Source organism: Aeromicrobium sp. WCS2018Hpa-31, assembly GCF_031843905.1.
Taxonomy (GTDB): Bacteria; Actinomycetota; Actinomycetes; order Propionibacteriales; family Nocardioidaceae; genus Aeromicrobium.
Genome location: NZ_JAVTJF010000011.1, coordinates 143,208 through 164,891, shown reverse-complemented (window position 1 = coordinate 164,891; position 21,684 = coordinate 143,208). Strand labels below are relative to the sequence as shown.

Here is a 21,684-nt window from a genome sequence, read left to right as displayed (position 1 = left end):
GTGTCGAGCCCTGGGTACCGCGGTGTCGCGGCCCGTGTCGTCATCGGACCGCTCCGAGCGCGCCGGCCTCGGCGCGGTCGACGCACAGCACCACTCCGGGGGTGTCGACCTCGATCTCGAGCTCGGTGTAGGGGCCGTCTCCGTTGACGAGGTAGGTGTGGGGGCCGGAGAGCAGACGCATCGGGAAGGTCGCCCGGCCGTCGAAGGTCACGGTCGCCTCACCGTCGGCCGACGCCGCGTAGCTCAGGCTCGTCCAGGGGAACCGCGTCATGGAGTCGCGGTCGAGGCGCAGCGTGGCCGGCCGGCCGGCCGTCACCCGTGTACCGCACCCCGGCTCGGGTCCGGGCGCGCTGCCGGCGCCCCGGACCGACGCCGGTCGGACCGTGCCGTCGGCGTCGATGACCGCGAGGTCGTTGCCCTCCATGCGAGCGTCCACCAGGTCACCGTACGGCGCGAGCACGTGCGAGGGCAGGTTCCGCGGGTAGTGCAGGCGGAGCTGGACGAGCTCGGGCACCTCGAGGTCGGCGACGGCCCGACGCTCCTCGAGCATCGAGGCGCGGACGTTCGCGACGTACTGCTTCGCCGGGTAGTCGCGGTGCCAGGGGAGCGCGTACATCGCCGCGTTCGCCACCGACGCGGCCAGCACTGCGGCGAGACCCAGGGCGAGCACGGGCCGCGCGCGCCTCGGCACGGGACGTCTGGCCTCGGCCCGTGGCGCACCGGGCGCCTGCACCTGCAGCACCGCGGCGGGGACGGCGAGCGCCAGCACGGCGAGGACGTCGGGCACGTAGCGGGTGAAGAGACCGGCCTCGGCGCCGAGCTGCAGCGCACGGCCGAGCGCGATGGCCACGTACGTCCCGCCCAGCTGCGCCGCGACCACGACGAGGGCACGCCAGGTCGTCGAGGGGTGGCGGCGCCAGGCGACCGCGAGGAGCGCTGCGGTGACCACGACCGCCAGGACCCTCACGGCCGTGCTGGGGTCCGGGACGGCGATGGGGTCGGCGACGAGGTCCCACCGCCATGGGCCTCCGAGCAGACCCGGCAGGAGCGCCGACACGACGAGGTTGTCGGCCACGGCCAGCCAGGGGACGCCGGACTCGATCCGCACCGGCGCGGGCGTGGTGTCGCGGTAGAGGGCGAGGTAGCCGACGCCGAGCGCGGCCAGCGGGGTGACGACCGGCCAGTGGCGCGCGACGACGCGACGCACCCGTCCCGGGCCGGTGCCCGAGCAGAACAGGATCACGAAGAAGCCGACCGGCAGGGCCATCAGCAGCGCCCGCGGCCCGCTGGCCGCCCCGAGCAGGAACGCCGCGGCGACGACCAGGATCCACCGGCGCTCACGGGTGCGGCTCCACATCACGAAGCCGGTCACGACCACGAAGAACGCTGCCTGGGCCGGCAGCGCGTTGAGGGCGACGGCCCACCAGGACGTCGCGTCGGCGGCGAGCGGCGAGAAGCAGAACAGCACGAACGGCACCAGGACGAACGGGTGCGCCCCGAAGGTCACGCGCAGCATCACCCAGCACGACGCCGTGGCCAGTGCCGACCCCACCAGGATGGTGAGCGCCGCGGCCCACCACGCGTAGGGTCCGGCGAGCTCGACGAGGTCGGCCACGACACGACCGAGCGGCATCAGCTGGCTGTCGTTCGGCACCAGGAGGACCTCGTGGAGGGGCCGTTGCGCGTCCTCCAGCAGCAGGAGGTCGTCGGCGTAGAACCAGCCGGGGACGACGATCCAGGCGCGCCACGCCAGCTGGGCGAGGAAGACCACCACGGCCACCGAGTCGACGAGCTCGCGCAGGCCGAGACCTTCGGCCCTCAGCGCGGCGAGGGCTCGGCGCGACGTCGTTTGCAGCACGCCACATCCTCACACGACCGGGGGCCGAGGTCGGGCGTGCGGACGTGACCCTACGGGCTGGTAACGTGCCGCTGATCACAACGGCGGAGGGAGCCCCACTGTGGGAAAGAAGCTGGGACTGGTGGCGCTCGTACTGGGCGCCTTCCTGGTGGTACTGGCAGGTCTGAGCAAGTTCTACATGTACGACCGCCTGGCGGTCGTCCCAGACAACAACCAGACCACGAGCATCTCGCAGACCGCGTCGGGCGAGGACGGTGAGTACCTCGACGTGGGGGCCGAGGGGGGACCGGCCGTCGTGACGGGTCCGCTCAAGTCCACGCGCATCGTCGAGGGCAACGTCGAGCTGAGCGAGGAGGCCTCCGACGAGCTGAACCGCGACGTCGCCGTGTGGGACACGTTCACGTGCACCGACACGCCCGACTTCGACTGCGGCAGCGGCGAGACGCCCCTGAGCAGCACGAGGGACACCGTCGCGTTCGACGCCCACACGGGCGAGACCGTCGACTGGGCCAAGACGCGCACCGAGTCCGGCGGCACCAAGACGCGCGGAGCCTTCAAGGGCCTCTACTTCAAGTTCCCGTTCGGGACCGAGAAGAAGGACTACATGTTCTGGGACGGCACCCTGAAGGAGGCCACGCCTGCGACGTACCAGGGCGAGACCACCATCAAGGGCCTCGACGTCTACGAGTTCGAGCAGGTCATCGAGCCGACGAAGACGGGGACCATCGCGGTCCCCGGCACGCTCGTCGGCGAGGACCGGCCGACCGTGGTCGCCGACCGGATCTACGCCAACACGCGCACGTTCCTCGTGGAGCCCGTCACGGGCGTCATCATCCGCGGCGGGGAGTCGCAGGACGGCTACCTGGAGGTCGACGGCGAGCGCAAGGCCACGACCACGCAGGCCACGCTCGGCTACACCGACGCCTACATCCAGGAGACGGTCGACGAGTACAAGGGCAAGGCCACGCTGCTGAAGGCCGTCAACTCGACCTTCCCGATCGTGGGTGGGCTCGTGGGACTGCTGCTGCTCGTCCTCGGTGCGGTCGCCTTCGCCCGCGGGCGCAAGGAGAACGGCACGCACACGGCGGCGTAGTCACGCCACCACCGCCTCCGGCGCGTCACCCTCACCGGTGGCGCGCCGGAGGCGTTCGTGCACGGCAGTGGTGGGGTCCCGAGCCCGGGCGACCGGCTCGATACGGTGAGGCCATGCCTGCCGCCGACGACCTCTGCCGCTTCGTGGACGCCTCGCCGTCGCCCTTCCATGCCGTGGCGACGGCGGCCGCGGCGCTCGACGCCGCAGGCTGGTCCCGCGCCGACGAGCGTGACGCGTGGCCCGCCTCGGGCGGGCGCGGGTACGTGGTGCGTGGCGGCTCGCTCGTGGCCTGGGACGACACCGCGGCGGCCGGGCCGGCCGACCCGTTCCGCATCGTGGGGGCCCACACCGACAGCCCGAACCTGCGCCTCAAGCAGCACCACGACCGCCGGTTCGAGGGCACCGACGTGCTCGCGCTCGAGCCGTACGGAGGACCGCTGCTCACGACGTGGCTCGACCGCGACCTCGGCGTCGCCGGCCGGGTCGTGCTGCGCGACGGATCCGAGCGGCTCGTCCACGTCGACGAGCCCGTGCTGCGCGTGCCGAACCTGGCCATCCACCTCGACCGCGACGCCGCCGGGGCGCCCGACCGCCAGCGTCACCTCGACGCGGTGTGGTCGCAGCGGGGCACGCCGTTCCTGGCCTGGCTGGGGGAGCGGGAGGGCTTCGGGGCCGAGGACGTCCTCGGCCACGAGCTCATGACGACCGACGTGGTGCCGAGCGGGCGGGTCGGGGCCGACGGCTGGCTGGTCGCCGCCCCACGTCTGGACAACCAGGCCACCTGCTTCGCCGGGCTGGAGGCGTTCCTGGCTGCGGGGGCGTCGGGGTCCGGCCCGGTGCCGGGCCGGCGCTCGGTGCTCGTGCTGTTCGACCACGAGGAGGTCGGCAGCTCCTCGGAGCGGGGGGCGGCCTCCGACCTGCTGCTCACCGTGCTCGAGCGCATCGTGCTCGCCGCCGGGGGAGCGCGCGACGAGCTGCACCGCGCCGTGGCCGGGTCGATCTGCGCGTCCGGCGACATGGCGCACGCGACGCATCCCAACCACGCCGAGCGCCACGAGCCGCTGCACCACGTCGTGCTCGGGGGCGGGCCCGTGCTCAAGGTCAACCAGAACCTGCGCTACGCGACCGACGCCGTCGGCGCGGCGGTGTTCGCGCGAGCCTGCGAGAGCGTCGGCGTCCCCCTGCAGCGGTACGTCCACCGGGCCGACCTGCCGTGCGGGTCGACGATCGGGCCCATCAGCGCCGCCCGCACCGGCATCTCCACCGTGGACTTCGGAGCGCCGCAGCTGGCCATGCACTCCGCGCGGGAGACGATGGCCGCCGCCGACGTGGAGCACTACGTGAAGGCCCTCACGGCCTTCTTCGAGCTCGCCGGCTGACGGTCCGGCCGGCTCGCGACCGGCCTGGGCGTCTCAGGGGCCCCGCCACCCCGGAGTCGAGGAAGATCGCGTACCCTGAGAGATGCGCTGGTGACCTGTGCGTTCCTCGGGACGATCAGGAGCGTCCTCGGCATGTCCGTCCTGCGGGCTCCGTGGCGCCGTCCACCGGCCTTTCCCGACATCATCCATCCATCGGAGTCCATCTACCTATGAGCATCGCTCCCTCTGCGGCACCGCAGGTTGCGGTCAACGACATCGGCAGCGAGGCCGACTTCCTCGCCGCCATCGACTCGACCATCAAGTACTTCAACGACGGCGACATCGTCGACGGCACCATCGTCAAGGTGGACCGTGACGAGGTCCTCCTCGACATCGGCTACAAGACCGAGGGCGTCATCCCCTCCCGCGAGCTGAGCATCAAGCACGACGTCGACCCCAACGAGGTCGTCAGCGTCGGCGACAGCGTCGAGGCCCTCGTCCTCCAGAAGGAGGACAAGGAAGGCCGTCTGATCCTGTCCAAGAAGCGTGCTCAGTACGAGCGCGCCTGGGGCGACATCGAGAAGATCAAGGCCGAGGAAGGCGTCGTCGAGGGCACCGTCATCGAGGTCGTCAAGGGCGGCCTCATCATGGACATCGGACTCCGTGGCTTCCTGCCCGCCTCGCTCGTGGAGATGCGTCGCGTCCGCGACCTCGACCCGTACATCGGCCAGAAGCTCGAGGCGAAGATCATCGAGCTCGACAAGAACCGCAACAACGTGGTCCTGTCGCGCCGTGCCTGGCTCGAGCAGACTCAGTCGGCCGTGCGTCAGAAGTTCCTCGACGAGCTCAAGAAGGGGCAGGTCCGCAAGGGCGTCATCTCCTCCATCGTCAACTTCGGTGCGTTCGTCGACCTCGGCGGCGTCGACGGTCTCGTCCACGTCTCCGAGCTGTCCTGGAAGCACATCGACCACCCGAACGAGGTCGTCCAGGTCGGCGACGAGGTCACCGTCGAGGTCCTCGACGTCGACCTCGAGCGCGAGCGCGTGTCGCTGTCGCTCAAGGCGACGCAGGAGGATCCGTGGCAGCAGTTCGCCCGGACCCACCAGATCGGTCAGATCGTGCCCGGCAAGGCCACCAAGCTCGTCCCCTTCGGCGCGTTCGTGCGCGTCGAGGAGGGCATCGAGGGCCTCGTGCACATCTCCGAGCTGGCCGAGCGTCACGTCGAGATCCCCGAGCAGGTCGTGCAGATCGGCGACTCGGTCATGGTCAAGATCATCGACATCGACCTCGAGCGTCGTCGCATCTCGCTCTCGCTCAAGCAGGCGAACGAGACGCAGGCGGCCGAGGGCGACGACTTCGACCCGACGCTGTACGGCATGACCTCCTCGTACGACGAGCAGGGCAACTACATCTACCCCGACGGCTTCGACCCGGAGACCGGCGAGTGGCAGGAGGGCTTCGACGAGGCCCGCGCCGCGTGGGAGAAGCAGTACGCCGAGGCTCACGAGCGCTGGGAGGCGCACAAGAAGCAGATCGAGGAGGCCGAGAAGGCCAACGTCGAGGCCGGCGAGGTCAGCAACTACTCCGCCGGTGGCGAGGTCGAGACGACCGAGGGCTCCCTCGCGTCCGACGAGGCCCTGCAGGCCCTGCGCGAGAAGCTGACCGGCGGCGAGTGACCCACACTCCCACCGCACGACGCTGATCCAGCACACGAGACCCCCCGACCATCAGGTCGGGGGGTCTCGTCGTGTCCGGGGGTGGGGCCGGGGTCACCGGACGGTCAGGTGCTGGTCGTGCGGGTGGCCGGGCTCGAACGCGTCCTGGTGGTGGCTGCGCGGCGGGGGACGCGTGCCGTAGCCGTCGAAGGACACGAGGACGGCGAGGGTGATGACGAGGGCGGACAGGGCGAGGATGAGCAGGAGGATGATCATGGCAGCAATTCTCGTCGCATCGGAAACCTGCCACCAGTGGCAGCATCGCCAGTATCAGTCGATTTACTGCCACACCTGTGGCACGCTGGTCCCATGAAGAAGGTCGCGGTCATCGTGCAGGACGGGGTGGAGGCGTTCGGGCTGGGCTCCATCTGCGAGGTGTGGAACGAGCCGTACCACCCGGACGACGACAACCCCGTGTTCGAGTTCTCCGTGTGCACGCCCGAGCCCGGACGGGTCCGCGGCTCGAGCTACGACCTCTTCGTCGAGGAGTCGCTCGACGCCGCAGCTGACGCCGACCTCGTCTGCATCGCCCCCAAGCGCGGCTACCGGGCCCACCACCCGGCCGCCATCGAGGCCGTCCGTGCCGCGGCCGGTCGCGGAGCCTACGTCTCGGCGCACTGCACCGGGGCGTGGCTGCTCGGCCAGGCGGGGCTCCTGGACGGCCGGGAGTGCACGACCCACTGGCGCTACGGCGCCGAGCTCCAGGAGGCCTTCCCGGAGGCGGTCGTCCGCCCCGAGGTCCTCTACGTGCTCGACGACGGCGTGCTGACCGGCGCCGGCTCCGCTGCGGGCATCGACGCCTCGCTGTACCTGATGCGTCGGGTGTTCGGGGCCCGCACGGCCGCGACGGCGGCACGACGCATCGTCATGCCGCCGCACCGCAGCGGGGGACAGGCGCAGTTCGTGCGCACCCCCGTCGGCCAGGTGGAGGCCGAGACGTTGTCGCCCGTGCTCGCCTGGGCGCTCGAGCACATCGACGAGACGCTGCCCGTCGACCGCCTCGCGGCCCAGGCGCACATGTCGCCGCGCACCTTCGCGCGACGGTTCCGCGACGAGACGGGCACGACGCCGCTGCAGTGGCTCACGAGCCAGCGCATCGCCCTGGCCGAGGAGCTGCTCGAGAGCTCGCCGCTGTCGATCGAGCAGATCGCCGGCCGCGTGGGGTTCGGCAACGCCGCCACCCTGCGCCACCACTTCACCCAGGCGCTCGGCACCACACCGCAGGAGTTCCGCCGGACCTTCACGTGCCTCGAGGCCGGCTGACCGACCACCGCGGCGCCCAGGGTCGAAGTGCACAGGGTCGAAGCGCCCAGGGTCACAGCTCCGTGCGCCGCACCTTGCCCGTGGCCGTGCGGGGGAGCGCGTCGAGCCGCTCGTACTCCTTCGGACGCTTCGGGGGCGCGAGCCGCTCCGTCGCGCGCCCGCGCAGGACGTCCTCGTCCACGTCGCCGACGTAGGCCGCCACCACACGCTGTCCCCACCGGTCGTCGGGTCGTCCGAACACGGCCACCTCGACCACACCGGGGACGTCCTCCAGCGCGGCCTCGACCTCGGCCGGGTAGACGTTCACGCCACCGCTGATCACGAGGTCGCTGCGTCGGGCGTCGAGGTGCACGTAGCCGTCCTCCACCCGTCCGAGGTCCCCGACGGTGAACGCCGGCCCCGCGGCCGTCTCGCGCCACGCGTCGGCCGTCTTGTCGTCGTCGCGCCAGTAGGTGAAGCGTCCCCACGGCGGGACGACGCACCAGAGCAGGCCCTCGTCGTCGACCGTCACGACCCGTCCCGGCCGCGCACGACCGACCGTGCCGGGGTGCTCGCGCCACTCCTGCGCACGGCAGGCCGTCCACTGTCCCTCGGTCGATCCGTAGAACTCCCAGACCGCGTCGACGCCGAAGCGGTCGTGCGCCCACCGGCGGACCGGCTCGGGGCAGGGGGCCCCGGCGTGTGCGACGAGGCGGAACGAGGAGAGGTCGGGGTGGCCGCCGGTGTGGTCGAGGTGCTGCCGCAACCGCTGCAGGTGCGCAGGGACGCAGAACATCGTCGTCGGGCGCACCGTCTCGACGGCGTCGAGGAACGCCGCGGGCTCGAAGCGCGGCAGCACCGCGATGCTGCCACCGGCCAGCAGGGTCCCGGTGGCGAAGCGCAGGGGAGCGGAGTGGTAGATCGGCGACACGACGAGGTCGACGTCGGTGGCGCAGAATCCCCACAGCTCGCGCTCCTCGGCCACGAGCTGCGCCGCGTCGCCCGCGTCGAGCAGGCCCGACCACACGCCCTTGGGTCGGCCGGTCGTGCCCGACGTGAAGTGCATGGGCCGACAGCGCGGGGCGGCGTCGAGCTCCGTCGGTTCGCCGTCGATCAGGGCGTGCAGCTCGTCGGCGCTCTCCACGACCAGTGCGGCATCGAGGTCGTCGAGGATCCGCGACCGCTCCCACGGGGTGAGTCGCGGGTCGAGCGGCACCGGCACGACACCGCTCCGGCAGGCTCCGAGCACGACGCTCGCGTAGTCCGGCTCGCCAGGGCAGAGCAGCACCAGGCGGTCACCCTCGCGCAGCCCACGCGCCCGGAGCGTGCCGGCCACGCGGGCCTGGTCGTGCCGGCTCCGCTCGGCCGTCAGCACCTCCACGTCGCTCTCCCTTCGTGAGAGGTCGGTCACAGCCCCCGCGGGGCGACGGGTGTGGATCGTCACGAGTGCGTGAACTCAGGCACAAAGTATGCTTCAGTGGTTGATCGGTCTTGTCCCCCCTCCGTCTGAAGGTGATCGTCTGTGGCTTCTTCGCGCCACAAGCACGCCGTCCCGCGGCGTGCCGGACGCGGATCCACGTCCTCCGCCCAGCACTCGCCCGCCCAGAGCACGACCAGCACGAGCTCGACCGGCCAGCGCTCCAGCGGCCCGGCCCGGCACAGCAGCCGGCACTCGGCGCCGTCCCCCTGGCGCCGTCAGGTCATCAAGGTCGCCATGCCCACCGTCGGCGCCCTCGCGGTGCTCGGTGCCGCGGTCGCCGTGGTCTCCTCCGACGCCGAGGTCGCGCCGGCCTCGGCCAGCGTCGCCGCCCCGGCCGACGACATCATCACCGAGGCGCTCGCCGACACCCCCGAGGTCAACCGCAGCGCCGAGCGTCCAGAGCTGCCCGACGAGGACACGGTCGCGGTCGACGTGACCGGCCAGAAGGTCGCCCTCGAGGACGGCGTGACGATCCACGCCGACGCCGACTCCGACTCCCCGGTGCTCAAGAAGGTCGACCAGGGCGACGTCCTGGACGTCACCGGCGAGAAGAAGGACGGCTGGAGCGAGGTCGTCTACAAGGGGCTCCCGCGCTGGGTCAGCACGAAGAAGATCGCCGACGACCTCCCGCTCGGCACCGAGCCGTGCCCCAAGCTCTCCGAGAGCGGCATGCAGCCCGACACCGTCAAGGTGTTCCGGGCCGTGTGCGCCAAGTTCCCCGAGATCTCGTCGTACGGCGCGATCGCCGGCCGAGGCGAGCACGCCACCGGCCACGCTCTCGACATCATGGTGCGTGGTCCGCTGGGCGACCAGATCGCCGCGTTCCTGCAGGAGAACCGGGCCGAGCTCGGCATCGAGTACCTCATCTGGGAGCAGCGCATCTGGCGTCCGGCCACGTCGAACAGCTGGCGGGGCATGAGCAGCCGCGGTGGCGACACGGCCAACCACATGGACCACGTGCACGTCACGACCTACGGCAACGCCGCCACCGGCTGAGCCCGGCTCGTGCACGCATGACGCTCCAGGTCGGTCTCACCGGCGGCATCGGCTCGGGCAAGAGCACCGTCAGCGCGCGGCTGTCCGAGCTGGGCGCCGTGGTGGTGGACTACGACCTGCTGGCGCGTGAGGCCGTCGAGCCCGGTTCCGCGGCTCTCGCGGCCATCGGCGCGCGCTTCGGTGACGCCGTGATCGCCCCCGACGGGACGCTGGACCGGCCCGCCCTGGGGTCGGTCGTCTTCGCCGACGAGCAGGCCCGGCGTGACCTCGAGGCCATCACCCACCCCGCCATCCGCGAGCTCGCCGCCGCGCGGGTCGCCCAGGCTCCCGCAGAGGCGGTCGTGGTGCACGACCACCCCCTGCTCGTGGAGATGGGGATGGCCGGGCAATGCGACACGGTGGTCGTGGTCGACGTGCCGACCGACGTCCAGGTCGAGCGGCTCGTCGAGCAGCGCGGGATGACCGAGGCCGACGCCCGGGCCCGCCTGGCCGCTCAGACGTCGCGGGAGGACCGCCTCGCCGTCGCGGACGAGGTGCTCGACAACAGCGGGACCCGCGAGCAGCTGCTCGACGCCGTCGACGCCCTCTGGGAACGCCTCGCCGGCTGACCCGCGTCCGGGGACGGTGCGAGGCTCACGCCCGTCGGTGATTCCCAGGTCGACCTGGGAATCGCAGGGACGCTCGGCTTGCTTCCCGTGCGTGTCTGAGGTTCCGATGCGTCGCGGGAGGTTCCCAGGTCGACCTGGGAACCTCCTCGACCGTCCGGACATGACGAAGCCGCCCTGTCGGGGGAGGCAGGGCGGCTTCGCGTGGGGTGGCGGTACCTGAGCGTGTCAGGCCGCCAGGTCGGGGTCGGCGATCTTGCGCAGCGTCACGAGCGCCTGGCGCTCGAGCTGGCGGACCCGCTCGGCGGAGATGCCGTGGCGCTTGCCGATGTCGGCGAGCTTCTGCTGACGGCCGTCGAGCAGGCCGTAGCGGGCTCGCACGATGTCGGCCTCGCGCGGACCGAGGTGGTCGATCAGCGTGCTGATCAGGTGCTTGGTCTCGTCGTCGAGCACCGCCAGGTCGGGACCGGGCGACGTGTCGCGGGCGATGAGGTCGCCCAGCGAGGTGTCGCCGTCGTCGTCGACCGGGGTGTCGAGGCTCACGTGGTCGCGACCCCAGGACAGCAGGTCGATCACGCGGTCGACGTCCATGCCGAGCTCCTCGGCGATCTCCTGCGGCTCCGGGTCGTACCCGAGGGTCCGCTCCAGGGTGCGGCGAGCGGCCGTGACCTGGTTCAGCTCCTCGACCACGTGCACGGGCAGCCGCACGACGCGTGCCTGCTGCGCGATGCCTCGGGTGATCGCCTGACGCACCCACCACGTGGCGTACGTCGAGAACTTGAAGCCCTTGGCGTAGTCGAACTTCTCGACCGCGCGGATCAGGCCGGTGTTGCCCTCCTGCACCAGGTCGAGCATCGGCATGGCCGAGCGCCCGTACTTGCGGGCGATGGAGACGACCAGACGCAGGTTGGCCTGCACGAACTCCTGCTGGGCACGCTCGCCCTCGGCGGCGATGAACTCCAGCTCCTCGCGGGTAGCGCGCTTGGGCGCACCGCCCTTGGCGCGGCCGACGCGTCCCTCGTCGAGCAGGTGCTGGGCGAACAGCCCGGCCTCGATGCTCCGGCTGAGCTCGACCTCGCGGGCGGCGTCCAGCAGCGGCGTCCGGGCGATCTCGGCCAGGTACATGCCGACGCTGTCCTTGCCCTCGGCGCTCTCGTGCCTCGTTGACGTCATCTGAATACGCCTCCCATCGTGTCTGTACCAGTGCAACGCACCGGATCGCCCTCTGATTCCGCTCTCAGGGTCTTCTTGGCAGGTGTTGGCCGGGGTCTCAGTCCCAGCACGGCGGTCGGTCCGGCACGGGGTGGTGCGCGGGAGGCGCGCGGACGGCTAGGTTGTCCTTACCCAATTCTCAGCATGAAAGGTCTACCCCCATGGCAGCCGACTTCAAGGCGCTCTCCCGCAACGATCAAGGTGCACTCGTCGCCGGGGTGCTCGCGCTCCTCTTCTCCTTCTTCGGGGCGTACGTCGTGGCTTCCGTGGACGGTGGCGACGACCTGCCGATCTCCGTCGACACGTCGAGCGGGGTGAACGCCTGGAACAGCTGGGCGACCCTCGGCATGCTGCTCATCCTCGTCGCGGTCGCGGTCGTGGCGATCAAGGCCTTCGCCGCGCAGAGCCTGCCGGACACCGTGCCGTGGCGACTCGTGGCCCTCGCAGCCGCTGGTCTCGGCACGTTGCTCGTGATCCTGCGTGCCCTGACCGCCGACGGCGGCGGCAGCTTCGGCAGCGTCAGCGTCAGCGTCGGACCCGGCTGGTCCGGCTGGCTGCTCTTCATCGCCGCCATCGCGCTCACCGTGTTCACGGCGCTCGCGTTCAAGGACTCCGGCGAGAAGCTTCCCGAGGTCAACAAGAAGAACGACCCGCCGGCGGTCTGAGCCGACCGGTGGTCAGGCGGTGAACGGTGGTCGGTCGTCCAGGGCGACCGACCGCCGTCCCGCCCAGCGCCACACCCGCGCAGTGAGGTCACGGTCCTCGTCGGTGACGAGGTTGCCCATGACCCGCAGTGCGATCGTCATGAGCGTGTGCGACCGCATGCCCAGCGGGCCGAGCGTGGGCAGCAGGCGGGGGACCGTGATGAGCCCCGCGAGGCGCCGTGCGATGGAGAACGCCTCGCCGTAGTGGCCGACGAGGAGCTCGGGCCAGGCCGTCGAGAGGTCGGCCCCCGAGGCCAGCAGCTCCGCCCCCACCCGGCCGGTCTCGAGGCCGTAGTCGATGCCCTCGCCGTTGAGCGGGTTGACGCATCCGGCGGCGTCGCCGACCAGGATCCAGTTGGGTCCGGCCACGCCGGAGACCGCGCCGCCCATGGGCAGCAGCGCCGACGTCGGCATCCGCAGCTCGGGGCCGAGCTCCCACTCGTCACGTCGCAGCTCGGCGTAGTACTGCATGAGCGGTCGGATCTGCAGCGCCGCGGGTCGCTTGGCCGTGGCCAGGGCGCCGACGCCGAGGTTCACCTCGCCGCCCTCGCCGGCGGTGCCGAGCGGGAAGATCCACCCGTACCCCGGAAGGAGTGACGAGTCCTCGTCACGCAGCTCCAGGTGCGAGGAGATCCAGGGGTCGTCGGCGCGACCGGACTTCACGTACGACCGGCCGGCGACGCCGTAGGCGGTGTCGCGGTGCCACTCACGGCCCAGCACCTTGCCCAGGGGGGAGCGCACGCCGTCGGCCACGACGAGCCGGTCGCACCGGACCACGTGGCGGTGCTTTTCCGGGCCCACCGCGAACACGACGCCGGTGACCCGACCCGAGGAGTCGCGCTCGGCGTCGACCGCCCGCGCGTGGTCGAGGGGCCGGGCGCCGTCGGCCAGCGCGACGTCGCGGATCCGCGCGTCGAGCTGGGTCCGGGGGACCGCCGAGCCGTGGTCGGGCAGCGAACCACCGGGCCAGGGCAGCAGCAGCTCCTGGCCGAAGCCGGCGGCCCGCAGACCGCGGTTGGTGCCGAAGGAGCGCGTCCACGTGCCCAGGCCCAGCCGGTCGAGCTCGGCGATCGCCCGGGGGGTGAGTCCGTCACCGCACGTCTTGTCGCGCGGGAAGGTGGCGGCGTCGGCCAGCACCACGTCGGCGCCGGCCCGTGCGGACCAGGCGGCGGCAGCGGCTCCGGCCGGCCCCGCGCCGACCACGAGGACGTCGGTGCGCTCGGGCAGGGTCATACCCCCGATCATCCCACCCCGTGCCAGGATGGCGCGCATGGCCTCACCGTCGTCCGCTCCGTCCGCGGGCCCCGGCACAGTCCGCTTCGCGTCGTCGGGCTCGTCGTACTACGCCGTGGTGCTCGCGCTGTTCTGCACGATCATCGTGGTCTCGAACATCGTGGCCGCCAAGCCCATCGAGATCGGCACGGGCTCGTTCAGCCTCGGTCCGGTCCAGGTCTGGCCCCTGCTCGTGGACGGTGGAGCCGTGCTGTTCCCCCTCGCCTACGTCCTGGGCGACGTCGTGGCCGAGGTGTACGGCTTCCGGGCCGCCCGCCGGGCCGTGCTGGTCGGCTTCGCGTGCGCGGTCCTGGCCGTCCTGACGTTCGCGATCGTCCAGCGGATCCCGGGCGCGTCGTTCTACGCCAACCAGGACGCGTACGAGGCGGTGCTGGGCCCGGTCGGCCAGATCGTCCTGGCCAGCGTGGTCGGCTACGTCTGCGGGCAGCTCACGAACGCCTGGGTGCTCACCCGCATGAAGGCCCGCACCGCAGAACGCGCGCTCGTCGTGCGGCTGGCGTCGTCGACCGGCGTCGGCGAGCTGGTCGACACGTTCCTGTTCTGCGCCATCGCTGCGTCGGCCATCGGCATCACCGGGTTCGGCGGCTTCGTGAACTACTTCGTCGTGGGCGTGCTGTTCAAGTGCGCGGTCGAGCTGCTCGTGATGCCGGTCACCGTGACGGTCATCGCGCGGCTGAAGGCGGCCGAGCCGACGTACTGACGGCCGGTCGGGTCAGCGCGATGCCGCGATGCGGCCGAGCGTCTCGTCGCGCAGGTCGTCGAACGTGCCGTCCTCGATGGCGCCCCGCATCCGGTCGACCAGCCGCACGACGTAGCGCTCGTTGTGGATCGTGGTGAGCGTGGCCGCCACGTACTCCTTGGCCTTGAACAGGTGGTGCAGGTAGGCGCGGGTGTAGTGCGCGCAGGTGTAGCAGTCGCAGCCGTCCTCGATGGGCTCGAAGCGACGCCGTGACGCGGCGACCAGCAGGTTCTCGCGTCCGTCGGCGGTGTACACGCGCGACGACCGCGCCACCCTGGACGGGCCCACGCAGTCGAAGGTGTCCGCGCCCGCCTCGACCGCCGCGAACAGGTCGTCCGGCTCGCCGATGCCCAGCAGGTGTCGGGGCCGGTCCTCGGGCAGCTCGTCGGTGACCCAGCCGACGATGGTCGCGAGGTTCTCCTTCTCGATGGCGCCGCCGATGCCGAAGCCGTCGAAGCGTGTGCCGTCGACCTCCAGGCCGGCCAGGTCGCGCGCCGCGCGGCGGCGCAGGTCCTCGTGCTGGGCGCCCTGGACGACGCCGAACAGGGCCGGGGCGGGGGTGCCGGGCCCGGGGCGGCCGGAGGTCCCGGAGGGGCCGGGCCGTGACGCGCGCTCGGCCGAGAGTCGGCCGTGCTCGGCCAGGCAGCGGGCCGCCCAGGCCTGCGTGCGGGCGAGGGCCTCCTCCTGGTAGGTCCGGGAGTCGAGCAGGGTCGTGAGCTCGTCGAAGGCGAAGATGATGTCGGCACCCAGGCGGTGCTGGATGCCCATCGACACCTCGGGCGTGAAGCGGTGCGTGGATCCGTCGAGGTGGCTGCGGAACGTGACGCCCTCCTCGTCGACGTGGGCCAGGCGGTCCTTGTCCGTGGCGATCACGTCGGCGGCGTCCGTGGACGCGTCCATCGACAGGGTCTTGCGGTAGCCGGAGCCGAGGCTCATCACCTGGAACCCGCCGGAGTCGGTGAAGGTGGGGCCGTCCCAGCCCATGAAGCGGCCGAGTCCGCCGGCGGCCTCCACGACGTCGTCGCCGGGCTGGAGGTACAGGTGGTAGGCGTTCGCGAGCAGCGCCTGCGCGCCCAGCTCCGCCATCGCCTCCGGCAGGACCGCCTTGACCGTGGCCTTGGTGCCCACGGGGACGAAGGCCGGTGTCCGGATGGTGCCGTGGGCGGTCGTGATGGTGCCGGTTCGTCCGGCCCGCCCGTCGAGTCGGGCCTCGACCTCGAAGAAGGATGGGGTCGTCATGGGTCCGTCGGTCACCGCCTCATCCAAGCACCCCGACGACGACGTGGTCTCAGCCCAGCCCGTCGAGACCGCGCACCAGGTGCCATGCGGGCAGGAGGGCCGCCGTGGTGACGACCACGAACACGGCGTTCCAGAGCGCCGCGGGAAGGTGCGTCAGGCGGGCCAGCACGTCGGCGTCCGACGTGGCGGAGCGGGAGCGACGTCGGCTCGACCACAGCTCGACCGTCGTGCGCGGCCCGCCCACGAGCAGGAAGGAGGCGAGGGCCACGACGGCGAGCTGCTGGACCCCCTCGTCGGTGCGCCAGACGAGGTAGCCCACGACCAGGGCGGCGAGGCCCACGACGAGCAGGCCGAACCAGTTGCGGATGAAGACCAGCATGCCGGTCACGACGGCCAGGGCGATCCACAGCGCCCAGGCGGTGCTGCCGAGCGCGGCCGTGGCGAGCATCCCGAGGCCCAGGGCCGTGGGGGACAGGTACCCGGCCGCCGCCGTCGCGACCATGCCGGGCCCCCGCGGACGTCCGACCGACGTGGTGAGCCCGGAGGTGTCACGGTGCAGACGCACGCCGTTGAGCCGGCGTCCGGTCAGCACCGCGACGAGGGCGTGCCCGGCCTCGTGCACGAGGGTGACGACGTGTCGACCGGGCCCCCAGCCCCACGGCAGCAGCGCGACCGCGGCACCGACCGCGACGGGCACCCACGGACTCACGGGTGCCCGCCGGACGGAGGGTTCGGGTCGGCCACCACTCAGGTGCCCGGCCGGTCGACCAGCTCCACGCGGGTGGCGTCGCGCGCCGACTCGCCCAGGGCCGCGGCGAGGCGGTGCATCGCCGCCCCCTCGCGGTGGCGGCTCTGCCGGTCGAGCGTCAGACCGAGGGCCGTGTGCGCCCAGCCGCTCGTGGGCTCGAGCGCGATGAGTCGACGGAAGGCGGCCTCCGCGGGTGCCAGCTGCGCCGCGGCGAAGTGCGAGCGCGCGAGCAGCTCCCAGGCCGACGCGTTGTCGGGCACCTCGTCGACCACACGCCGCAGGACCCGCACGGCGTCGCGGGGGTAGCGCGAGTCGAACAGCTCCTCACCCAGGCGGAAGGCCTCGAAGGCGTCCATCGCGGCGATCTTCTCGTCGGACAGGTTCGGGGTCAGGTAGATGGTCATGGGGTCCTCCTCCCAGAGGTCACGGGGTCGTGATCGCGCTGGTCAACGTCGGGTCGGGCCCGTTCATTCCTGGTCGACGGGTGGCTCGGTGGTGGCCGTGGCGGTCGGCGCGGGCGTGGGCGTGGGGGTCCCCGTCGGGGTGGGCGTCGCGGTGGCCGTGGGGCGGCGGGTCGGCGTCGGCGTGGCGGCCGGGTCGGGCGACGAGGACTCCTGCGGCTCGGCGTCCTCGGTGGGCTCGGCCTTGCTCCCACCGCCGAACGGGTTGCCGATCCGGGCGTTGTCGGGATCGGAGCCGTAGGCCTTGTCGGTGATGATCTCGTAGGCGCCCATCGCGAGGCCGGACACCGCCAGGATGATCGCCGTGGTGAGCGCGACCGTCTTCCAGCGGATGGACCGACGAGGGTCCTCGACCACCTCGGCGCCCTTGACCTGCTCGTGGGTGGCCTCGCTCACGGCGGCGAGCGCCTCGGCGGTGTGACCCGGCTCGACGTCGGTCTCGACGAACGTGCCGCTGTCGGTCTGGACGATGAGGGTGCGGCCACGGTCGAGCGTGCTGGCGTAGAAGGTCGACGTGATCGTCACGACGAGGCTGCCGAGCGCCGCACCGATGATCGTGCCGCCCACGCCCAGCGCCGAGGCGACCCAGGCCGACGTCATCGCGGCGAGAGCGCCGGCCAGGACCTGGAACCACGAGAGTCCGCTCAGGAACGAGCGCTCGCGGGTGTCGGGGGAGTCGGGCATGGCGTCCAGGGTAGAGGGGCCGACCCACCCGTTCGAGCCCCGCGAGGGCGTTCGGGTCACGTCGGGCGGGTCCACGCGCCGGGCCACGGCACGCCTCCGCGCTTCTGTCGGTCCTGGTTGGGAGACTCGGGCCATGGCTTCCTCGACGGCACTTCTGCTCGGTCTGCTGGTGGGCATCGCGCTCGGTGCGGTGATCGGTGCCCTGGTGGATCGTGCGCGTCGGCAGGACGTGGTCTGCGGTCACGAGGACCTCGCCGTGGTCGAGGCGCGGCACACCGCCGAGGTCAGCGAGCTCCGGCACGACGCCCAGGTGCAGCTGGCCGAGGTCCGGCACGCGGCCGCCGTCGAGCAGGCGCAGCTCGAGAGCTCCCTCGCCTCGGCGCGCGCCGCGGTGGAGGCGCGTCTGGCCGCGGTCGCGGCGGAGGCCAAGGAGCTGCGCGAGCAGGTCGGCGCCGCGCAGCAGCAGTACCGCGACGCGGTGGAGCGTCACCGGCGCGAGGAGCAGAAGCGGGAGGCGTCCGGTGCCGCCGAGAGCAAGGTGCTGCAGCAGCTGGCGCCCGTGGCCGCCCAGCTCAAGGGCATGCAGGCCAAGGTCGACGAGCTGGAGCAGCAGCGCGCCGAGCAGCACGGCCAGCTGGCCGAGCAGCTCCGGGTCACCCGCGAGACGGCGGCGCAGTCCAAGCAGGCGGCCGAGGCGCTGTCCGCGGCCCTGAGCAACAACGCCGTCCGCGGCACCTACGGCGAGACCCAGCTGCGCACGCTCGTGGAGTCGGCCGGGCTGCTCAACCGCATCGACTACTCGGTGCAGGAGTCGATCACGGCCGACAGCGGTGCGCGCCGCCCCGACATGGTCATCAACCTGCCCGGGGGCAAGCGCCTGGCGATCGACGCCAAGGTGCCGTACCGCGCGTTCATCGAGGCCTACCGCGACGAGCTCGACGACGACCGGCGCAAGCAGGTCCGCCTCCAGCACGCCCGGGCCGTCAAGTCGCACGTCGACACCCTCGCCTCCAAGCAGTACTGGACCGGGCTGGAGGAGAGCCCCGAGTTCACGATCGCGTTCATCCCCAACGAGGCGATCCTCAACGACGCGCTCGACGCCGATCCCGGCCTCATGGAGCACGCCTACAGCCAGGGCATCGCGCTGGCGACCCCGGTCAACCTCTGGGCCGTGCTCAAGACCGTCGCGCTCACCTGGAAGCAGGAGCAGATGGCGGAGAACGCGCTCGAGCTCGTCGCGCTCGGCCGCGAGCTCTACAAGCGCCTCGGCACGCTCTCGGGCCACGTGTCCAAGCTCGGCCGCACGATCGAGCGCTCCGTCGACGACTACAACAAGCTCGTCGGCTCGCTCGATCGCCAGGTCATCTCGACCGCCCGCAAGCTCGACGCCGTCGACGAGGCCGCCCAGCTCGGCAGCATCGCCACCATCGAGGACACGCACGTGCGGAAGCTGAACGCCCCCGAGCTCGCCGCCGACACGACGCCGCAGGTCGAGCCCGGGGCGGCGCCCGAGGCGGCGCCCGAGGCGGAGCCGGCCGCGTCCGCGCCGCGGGCGGCGGTCGACGAGCAGGACCTCTTCGCCGACCTCGAGCGCGAGGAGCTCGAGGTCGACATGGTCACGCCCTCCGAGGCCGAACGGGGCCGCGACGTCGGCTGACCCGACGTCACGGCCCGGTCAGGCGAGTGCCTGCTCGAGGTCGGCCAGCAGGTCGGCGGTGTCCTCGATGCCCACGCTGAGACGCACCAGGTCGTCGGGGACCTCGAGCACGGAACCGGCCGTGGAGGCGTGGGTCATCGCGCCGGGGTGCTCGATCAGGGACTCGATGCCGCCGAGGCTCTCGGCCAGGGTGAAGATGCTCGTGCGGGAGCACAGGTCGAGTGCGGCCTGGCGTCCTCCGGCCAGGCGCAGCGACACCATGCCGCCGAACCGGCGCATCTGGCGTGCGGCTGCCTCGTGGCCCGGGTGGTCCGGCAGACCCGGGTACAGGACCGAGGCCACGGCGGGATGGCCGACGAGCAGGTCGACGACCGCCTCGGCGTTGGTGCAGTGCTGCTCCATGCGGACCGCGAGCGTCTTGGCGCCGCGCAACGTCAGGTAGGCGTCGAACGGCCCGGGGACCCCGCCTGCACCGTTCTGCAGGAAGCCGAACCCGGCGTCGAGCTCGGCGTCGTCGGTCAGGAGCGCGCCACCCACGACGTCGGAGTGGCCGCCCAGGTACTTGGTGGTCGAGTGCAGCACCACGTCGGCACCGAGCCTCAACGGCTGCTGCAGGTAGGGCGAGGCGAACGTGTTGTCGACCACGAAGCGTGCGCCTGCGTCGTGGGCGACCTCGGCCACCCGCTCGATGTCGGCGATGTTGAGCAGCGGGTTGGTGGGCGTCTCGACCCACACGACCTTGGTGGCGGACGTGATCGCGGCGCGCACCGCGTCGACGTCGTTGACGGCCACCGGGGTGTAGGAGATGCCCCACTGCGTGAACACCTTGTCGATGAGCCGGAAGGTCCCGCCATAGGCGTCGTCGGGGATCACCAGGTGGTCGCCGGGACGCAGCAGGGTCCGCAGGGCGGCGTCCGTGGCGGCCATGCCGGACGAGAACGCCCGGCCGTGCCGGCCGTCCTCCAGCGACGCGAGGTTGGCCTCGAGGGCCGCGCGCGTGGGGTTGCCGGTGCGGGCGTACTCGTAGCCGCTGCGCATGCCGCCGACGCCGTCCTGGGCGAAGGTGCTGGAGGCGTAGATCGGGACGTTGACCGCACCCGTGGCCGGGTCGGGCTCGTGGCCGGCGTGGATCGCACGGGTCGCGAAGCCGCGCGGGTCGAGCTCGTGCTGGCTCTTCTCGTTGCTCATACGTGGACCCCCAGGAGGTCGTGACGGGTGAGGACGCCCAGCGGCTTGCCGTCCTCGATGACCATGACGGCGTCGCTCTCGCCGAGTGCCTCGAGGGCCGCGTCGAGGTCCTCGTTGGCGCCCAGCAGGGGGAGCGGCGCCTCCATGTGCTTGGAGACCGGGTCGGTGAGGGCGGCCCGCCCCTCGAAGACGGCGCTGATCAGGGTGCGCTCGCTGACGCTGCCCGCGACCTCACCGATGACGACGGGCGGCTCCGCGCCGACGACCGGCATCTGGGAGACGCCGTACTCGCGCAGGATCTCGATGGCGTCGCGGATGGTCTCGGACGGGTGCGTGTGCACGAGTGCCGGGAGGTCGCCGCTCTTGCGGCGCAGCACGTCGCCCACGCTGGGGCGGTCGGTGTGGCCGTCGAGGGGCTCGCGCAGGAAGCCGTACGACGACATCCAGTCGTCGTTGAAGATCTTGGACAGGTACCCACGGCCCCCGTCGGGCAGCAGCACGACGACGACGGCGTCGGGACCCTCGCGCTCGGCGACCTTGAGGGCGGCGACGACGGCCATGCCGCAGGAGCCGCCGACGAGCAGGCCCTCCTCGCGCGCGAGGCGCCGCGTCATGTCGAAGGCGTCGGCGTCGGAGACGGCGATGATCTCGTCGGCGATCTCGGGGTCGTAGGCGCTCGGCCAGAAGTCCTCGCCCACGCCCTCCACGAGGTACGGGCGGCCCGTGCCGCCGGAGTACACCGATCCCTCGGGGTCGGCGCCGACGACCTTGACGCGACCGCCCGAGACCTCCTTGAGGTACCGCCCGGCGCCGGTGATGGTGCCGCCGGTCCCGACGCCGGCGACGAAGTGGGTGACCGTGCCGTCGGTGTCGGCCCAGATCTCCGGACCGGTCGTCTCGTAGTGCGAGGCGGGCCCGGCCGGGTTCGAGTACTGGTCGGGCTTCCAGGCGTTCGGGGTCTCGCGCACCAGGCGGTCGGAGACGTTGTAGTAGCTGTCGGGGTGCTCGGGCGGCACGGCCGTGGGGCACACGACGACCTCGGCCCCGTAGGCGCGCAGGGTGTTGCGCTTGTCCTCGCTGACCTTGTCGGGGCACACGAAGATGCAGGTGTAGCCGCGCTGCTGGGCCACCAGCGCGAGCCCCACCCCGGTGTTGCCCGACGTCGGCTCGACGATGACCCCGCCGGGCTTGAGGGCACCGGAGGCCTCGGCCTCGTCGACCATCTTGACGGCGATGCGGTCCTTGGAGCTGCCGCCGGGGTTGAGGTACTCGATCTTGGCCGCCACCAGGGCAGATCCTGCCGGGACGACGCTGGACAACTTCACGAGCGGGGTGCCGCCCACGAGGTCGACCACGTGATTCGCGATGCGCATGCTGCTCATCCTGCCACCCGGCCGATACGGCCGACCCCG

At 72.1% G+C, this 21,684-nt stretch carries 20 protein-coding genes; 9 read left to right on the top strand and 11 right to left on the bottom strand.

Going from position 1 to position 21,684, the window contains the following annotated elements:
- Window positions 1–40 precede the first annotated feature (40 nt).
- Window positions 41–1,858, bottom strand: coding sequence for a hypothetical protein (locus RQG84_RS15345; protein WP_311210707.1), 1,818 nt, complete (start codon window positions 1,856–1,858; stop codon window positions 41–43).
- 121 nt (window positions 1,859–1,979) lie between these two features.
- On the opposite strand from RQG84_RS15345, the gene RQG84_RS15340 reads away from it, so the two are divergent.
- The 3 genes from RQG84_RS15340 to rpsA all read left to right on the top strand — a co-directional run bounded on the left by RQG84_RS15340 (window position 1,980) and on the right by rpsA (window position 5,985).
- On the top strand, window positions 1,980–2,951 hold the full coding sequence (locus RQG84_RS15340) for a DUF3068 domain-containing protein (protein ID WP_311210706.1): 972 nt from the start codon (window positions 1,980–1,982) through the stop codon (window positions 2,949–2,951).
- A 113-nt stretch (window positions 2,952–3,064) separates the two neighbouring features.
- Complete coding sequence (locus RQG84_RS15335; protein WP_311210705.1) at window positions 3,065–4,330, top strand: M18 family aminopeptidase; 1,266 nt, start codon at window positions 3,065–3,067, stop codon at window positions 4,328–4,330.
- Window positions 4,331–4,539: 209 nt separating this feature from the next.
- Window positions 4,540–5,985 (top strand): 30S ribosomal protein S1, encoded by a 1,446-nt coding sequence (gene rpsA / locus RQG84_RS15330; RefSeq protein WP_055965904.1) that lies wholly within the window; start codon window positions 4,540–4,542, stop codon window positions 5,983–5,985.
- 93 nt (window positions 5,986–6,078) lie between these two features.
- Here rpsA and RQG84_RS15325 read toward each other — a convergent pair whose 3' ends face one another.
- Window positions 6,079–6,240 carry a hypothetical protein gene (locus RQG84_RS15325; RefSeq protein WP_311210704.1) on the bottom strand — a complete coding sequence of 54 codons (162 nt, stop codon included), beginning with the start codon at window positions 6,238–6,240 and terminating at the stop codon, window positions 6,079–6,081.
- A 93-nt stretch (window positions 6,241–6,333) separates the two neighbouring features.
- Here RQG84_RS15325 and RQG84_RS15320 point away from each other — a divergent pair, with 93 nt between their 5' ends.
- Window positions 6,334–7,287, top strand: coding sequence for a helix-turn-helix domain-containing protein (locus tag RQG84_RS15320; protein ID WP_311210703.1), 954 nt, complete (start codon window positions 6,334–6,336; stop codon window positions 7,285–7,287).
- A gap of 52 nt (window positions 7,288–7,339) precedes the next feature.
- On the opposite strand, the gene RQG84_RS15315 is transcribed toward RQG84_RS15320, so the two are convergent.
- Window positions 7,340–8,647 carry an AMP-binding protein gene (locus RQG84_RS15315; RefSeq protein ID WP_311210702.1) on the bottom strand — a complete coding sequence of 436 codons (1,308 nt, stop codon included), beginning with the start codon at window positions 8,645–8,647 and terminating at the stop codon, window positions 7,340–7,342.
- A gap of 141 nt (window positions 8,648–8,788) precedes the next feature.
- Between RQG84_RS15315 and RQG84_RS15310 the strand changes: the two genes are divergently transcribed.
- Complete coding sequence (locus RQG84_RS15310) at window positions 8,789–9,742, top strand: SH3 domain-containing protein (RefSeq protein WP_311210701.1); 954 nt, start codon at window positions 8,789–8,791, stop codon at window positions 9,740–9,742.
- A gap of 17 nt (window positions 9,743–9,759) precedes the next feature.
- Window positions 9,760–10,350, top strand: a complete 591-nt coding sequence (coaE, locus tag RQG84_RS15305) for a dephospho-CoA kinase (protein WP_311210700.1) — start codon at window positions 9,760–9,762, stop codon at window positions 10,348–10,350.
- Window positions 10,351–10,575: 225 nt separating this feature from the next.
- Here the strand turns inward: coaE and RQG84_RS15300 are convergent, their stop codons facing one another.
- Window positions 10,576–11,520, bottom strand: coding sequence for an RNA polymerase sigma factor RpoD/SigA (locus RQG84_RS15300; protein WP_311210699.1), 945 nt, complete (start codon window positions 11,518–11,520; stop codon window positions 10,576–10,578).
- Between the two features lie 200 nt (window positions 11,521–11,720).
- On the opposite strand from RQG84_RS15300, the gene RQG84_RS15295 reads away from it, so the two are divergent.
- Window positions 11,721–12,224, top strand: a complete 504-nt coding sequence (locus tag RQG84_RS15295) for a hypothetical protein (RefSeq protein WP_311210698.1) — start codon at window positions 11,721–11,723, stop codon at window positions 12,222–12,224.
- Window positions 12,225–12,236: 12 nt separating this feature from the next.
- Here the strand turns inward: RQG84_RS15295 and RQG84_RS15290 are convergent, their stop codons facing one another.
- Complete coding sequence (locus tag RQG84_RS15290; RefSeq protein WP_311210697.1) at window positions 12,237–13,496, bottom strand: geranylgeranyl reductase family protein; 1,260 nt, start codon at window positions 13,494–13,496, stop codon at window positions 12,237–12,239.
- 37 nt (window positions 13,497–13,533) lie between these two features.
- Between RQG84_RS15290 and RQG84_RS15285 the strand changes: the two genes are divergently transcribed.
- On the top strand, window positions 13,534–14,256 hold the full coding sequence (locus RQG84_RS15285; RefSeq protein WP_311210696.1) for a queuosine precursor transporter: 723 nt from the start codon (window positions 13,534–13,536) through the stop codon (window positions 14,254–14,256).
- A gap of 12 nt (window positions 14,257–14,268) precedes the next feature.
- On the opposite strand, the gene RQG84_RS15280 is transcribed toward RQG84_RS15285, so the two are convergent.
- The 4 genes from RQG84_RS15280 to RQG84_RS15265 all read right to left on the bottom strand — a co-directional run bounded on the left by RQG84_RS15280 (window position 14,269) and on the right by RQG84_RS15265 (window position 17,427).
- Entirely contained in the window at window positions 14,269–15,534 is a 1,266-nt protein-coding gene (locus RQG84_RS15280) for a tRNA guanosine(34) transglycosylase Tgt (protein ID WP_311210719.1), read from the bottom strand.
- A gap of 49 nt (window positions 15,535–15,583) precedes the next feature.
- Window positions 15,584–16,243 (bottom strand): M50 family metallopeptidase, encoded by a 660-nt coding sequence (locus RQG84_RS15275; RefSeq protein ID WP_311210695.1) that lies wholly within the window; start codon window positions 16,241–16,243, stop codon window positions 15,584–15,586.
- A gap of 38 nt (window positions 16,244–16,281) precedes the next feature.
- The gene (locus tag RQG84_RS15270; RefSeq protein WP_257729721.1) at window positions 16,282–16,686 is read right to left on the bottom strand and encodes a tetratricopeptide repeat protein; all 405 of its coding nucleotides are present in this window, start codon (window positions 16,684–16,686) and stop codon (window positions 16,282–16,284) included.
- Between the two features lie 63 nt (window positions 16,687–16,749).
- Window positions 16,750–17,427 (bottom strand): hypothetical protein, encoded by a 678-nt coding sequence (locus tag RQG84_RS15265; protein WP_311210694.1) that lies wholly within the window; start codon window positions 17,425–17,427, stop codon window positions 16,750–16,752.
- Window positions 17,428–17,560: 133 nt separating this feature from the next.
- On the opposite strand from RQG84_RS15265, the gene rmuC reads away from it, so the two are divergent.
- Window positions 17,561–19,084: a DNA recombination protein RmuC gene (rmuC, locus tag RQG84_RS15260; RefSeq protein ID WP_311210693.1), complete on the top strand. Its 1,524-nt coding sequence runs from the start codon at window positions 17,561–17,563 to the stop codon at window positions 19,082–19,084.
- A gap of 18 nt (window positions 19,085–19,102) precedes the next feature.
- Here the strand turns inward: rmuC and RQG84_RS15255 are convergent, their stop codons facing one another.
- Together RQG84_RS15255 and RQG84_RS15250 are read right to left on the bottom strand one after the other, a co-directional pair.
- Complete coding sequence (locus RQG84_RS15255) at window positions 19,103–20,272, bottom strand: cystathionine gamma-synthase (RefSeq protein WP_311210692.1); 1,170 nt, start codon at window positions 20,270–20,272, stop codon at window positions 19,103–19,105.
- Window positions 20,269–21,645: a cystathionine beta-synthase gene (locus RQG84_RS15250; RefSeq protein ID WP_311210691.1), complete on the bottom strand. Its 1,377-nt coding sequence runs from the start codon at window positions 21,643–21,645 to the stop codon at window positions 20,269–20,271. Before RQG84_RS15250 ends, RQG84_RS15255 begins: the two co-directional genes overlap by 4 nt.
- Window positions 21,646–21,684 lie beyond the last annotated feature (39 nt).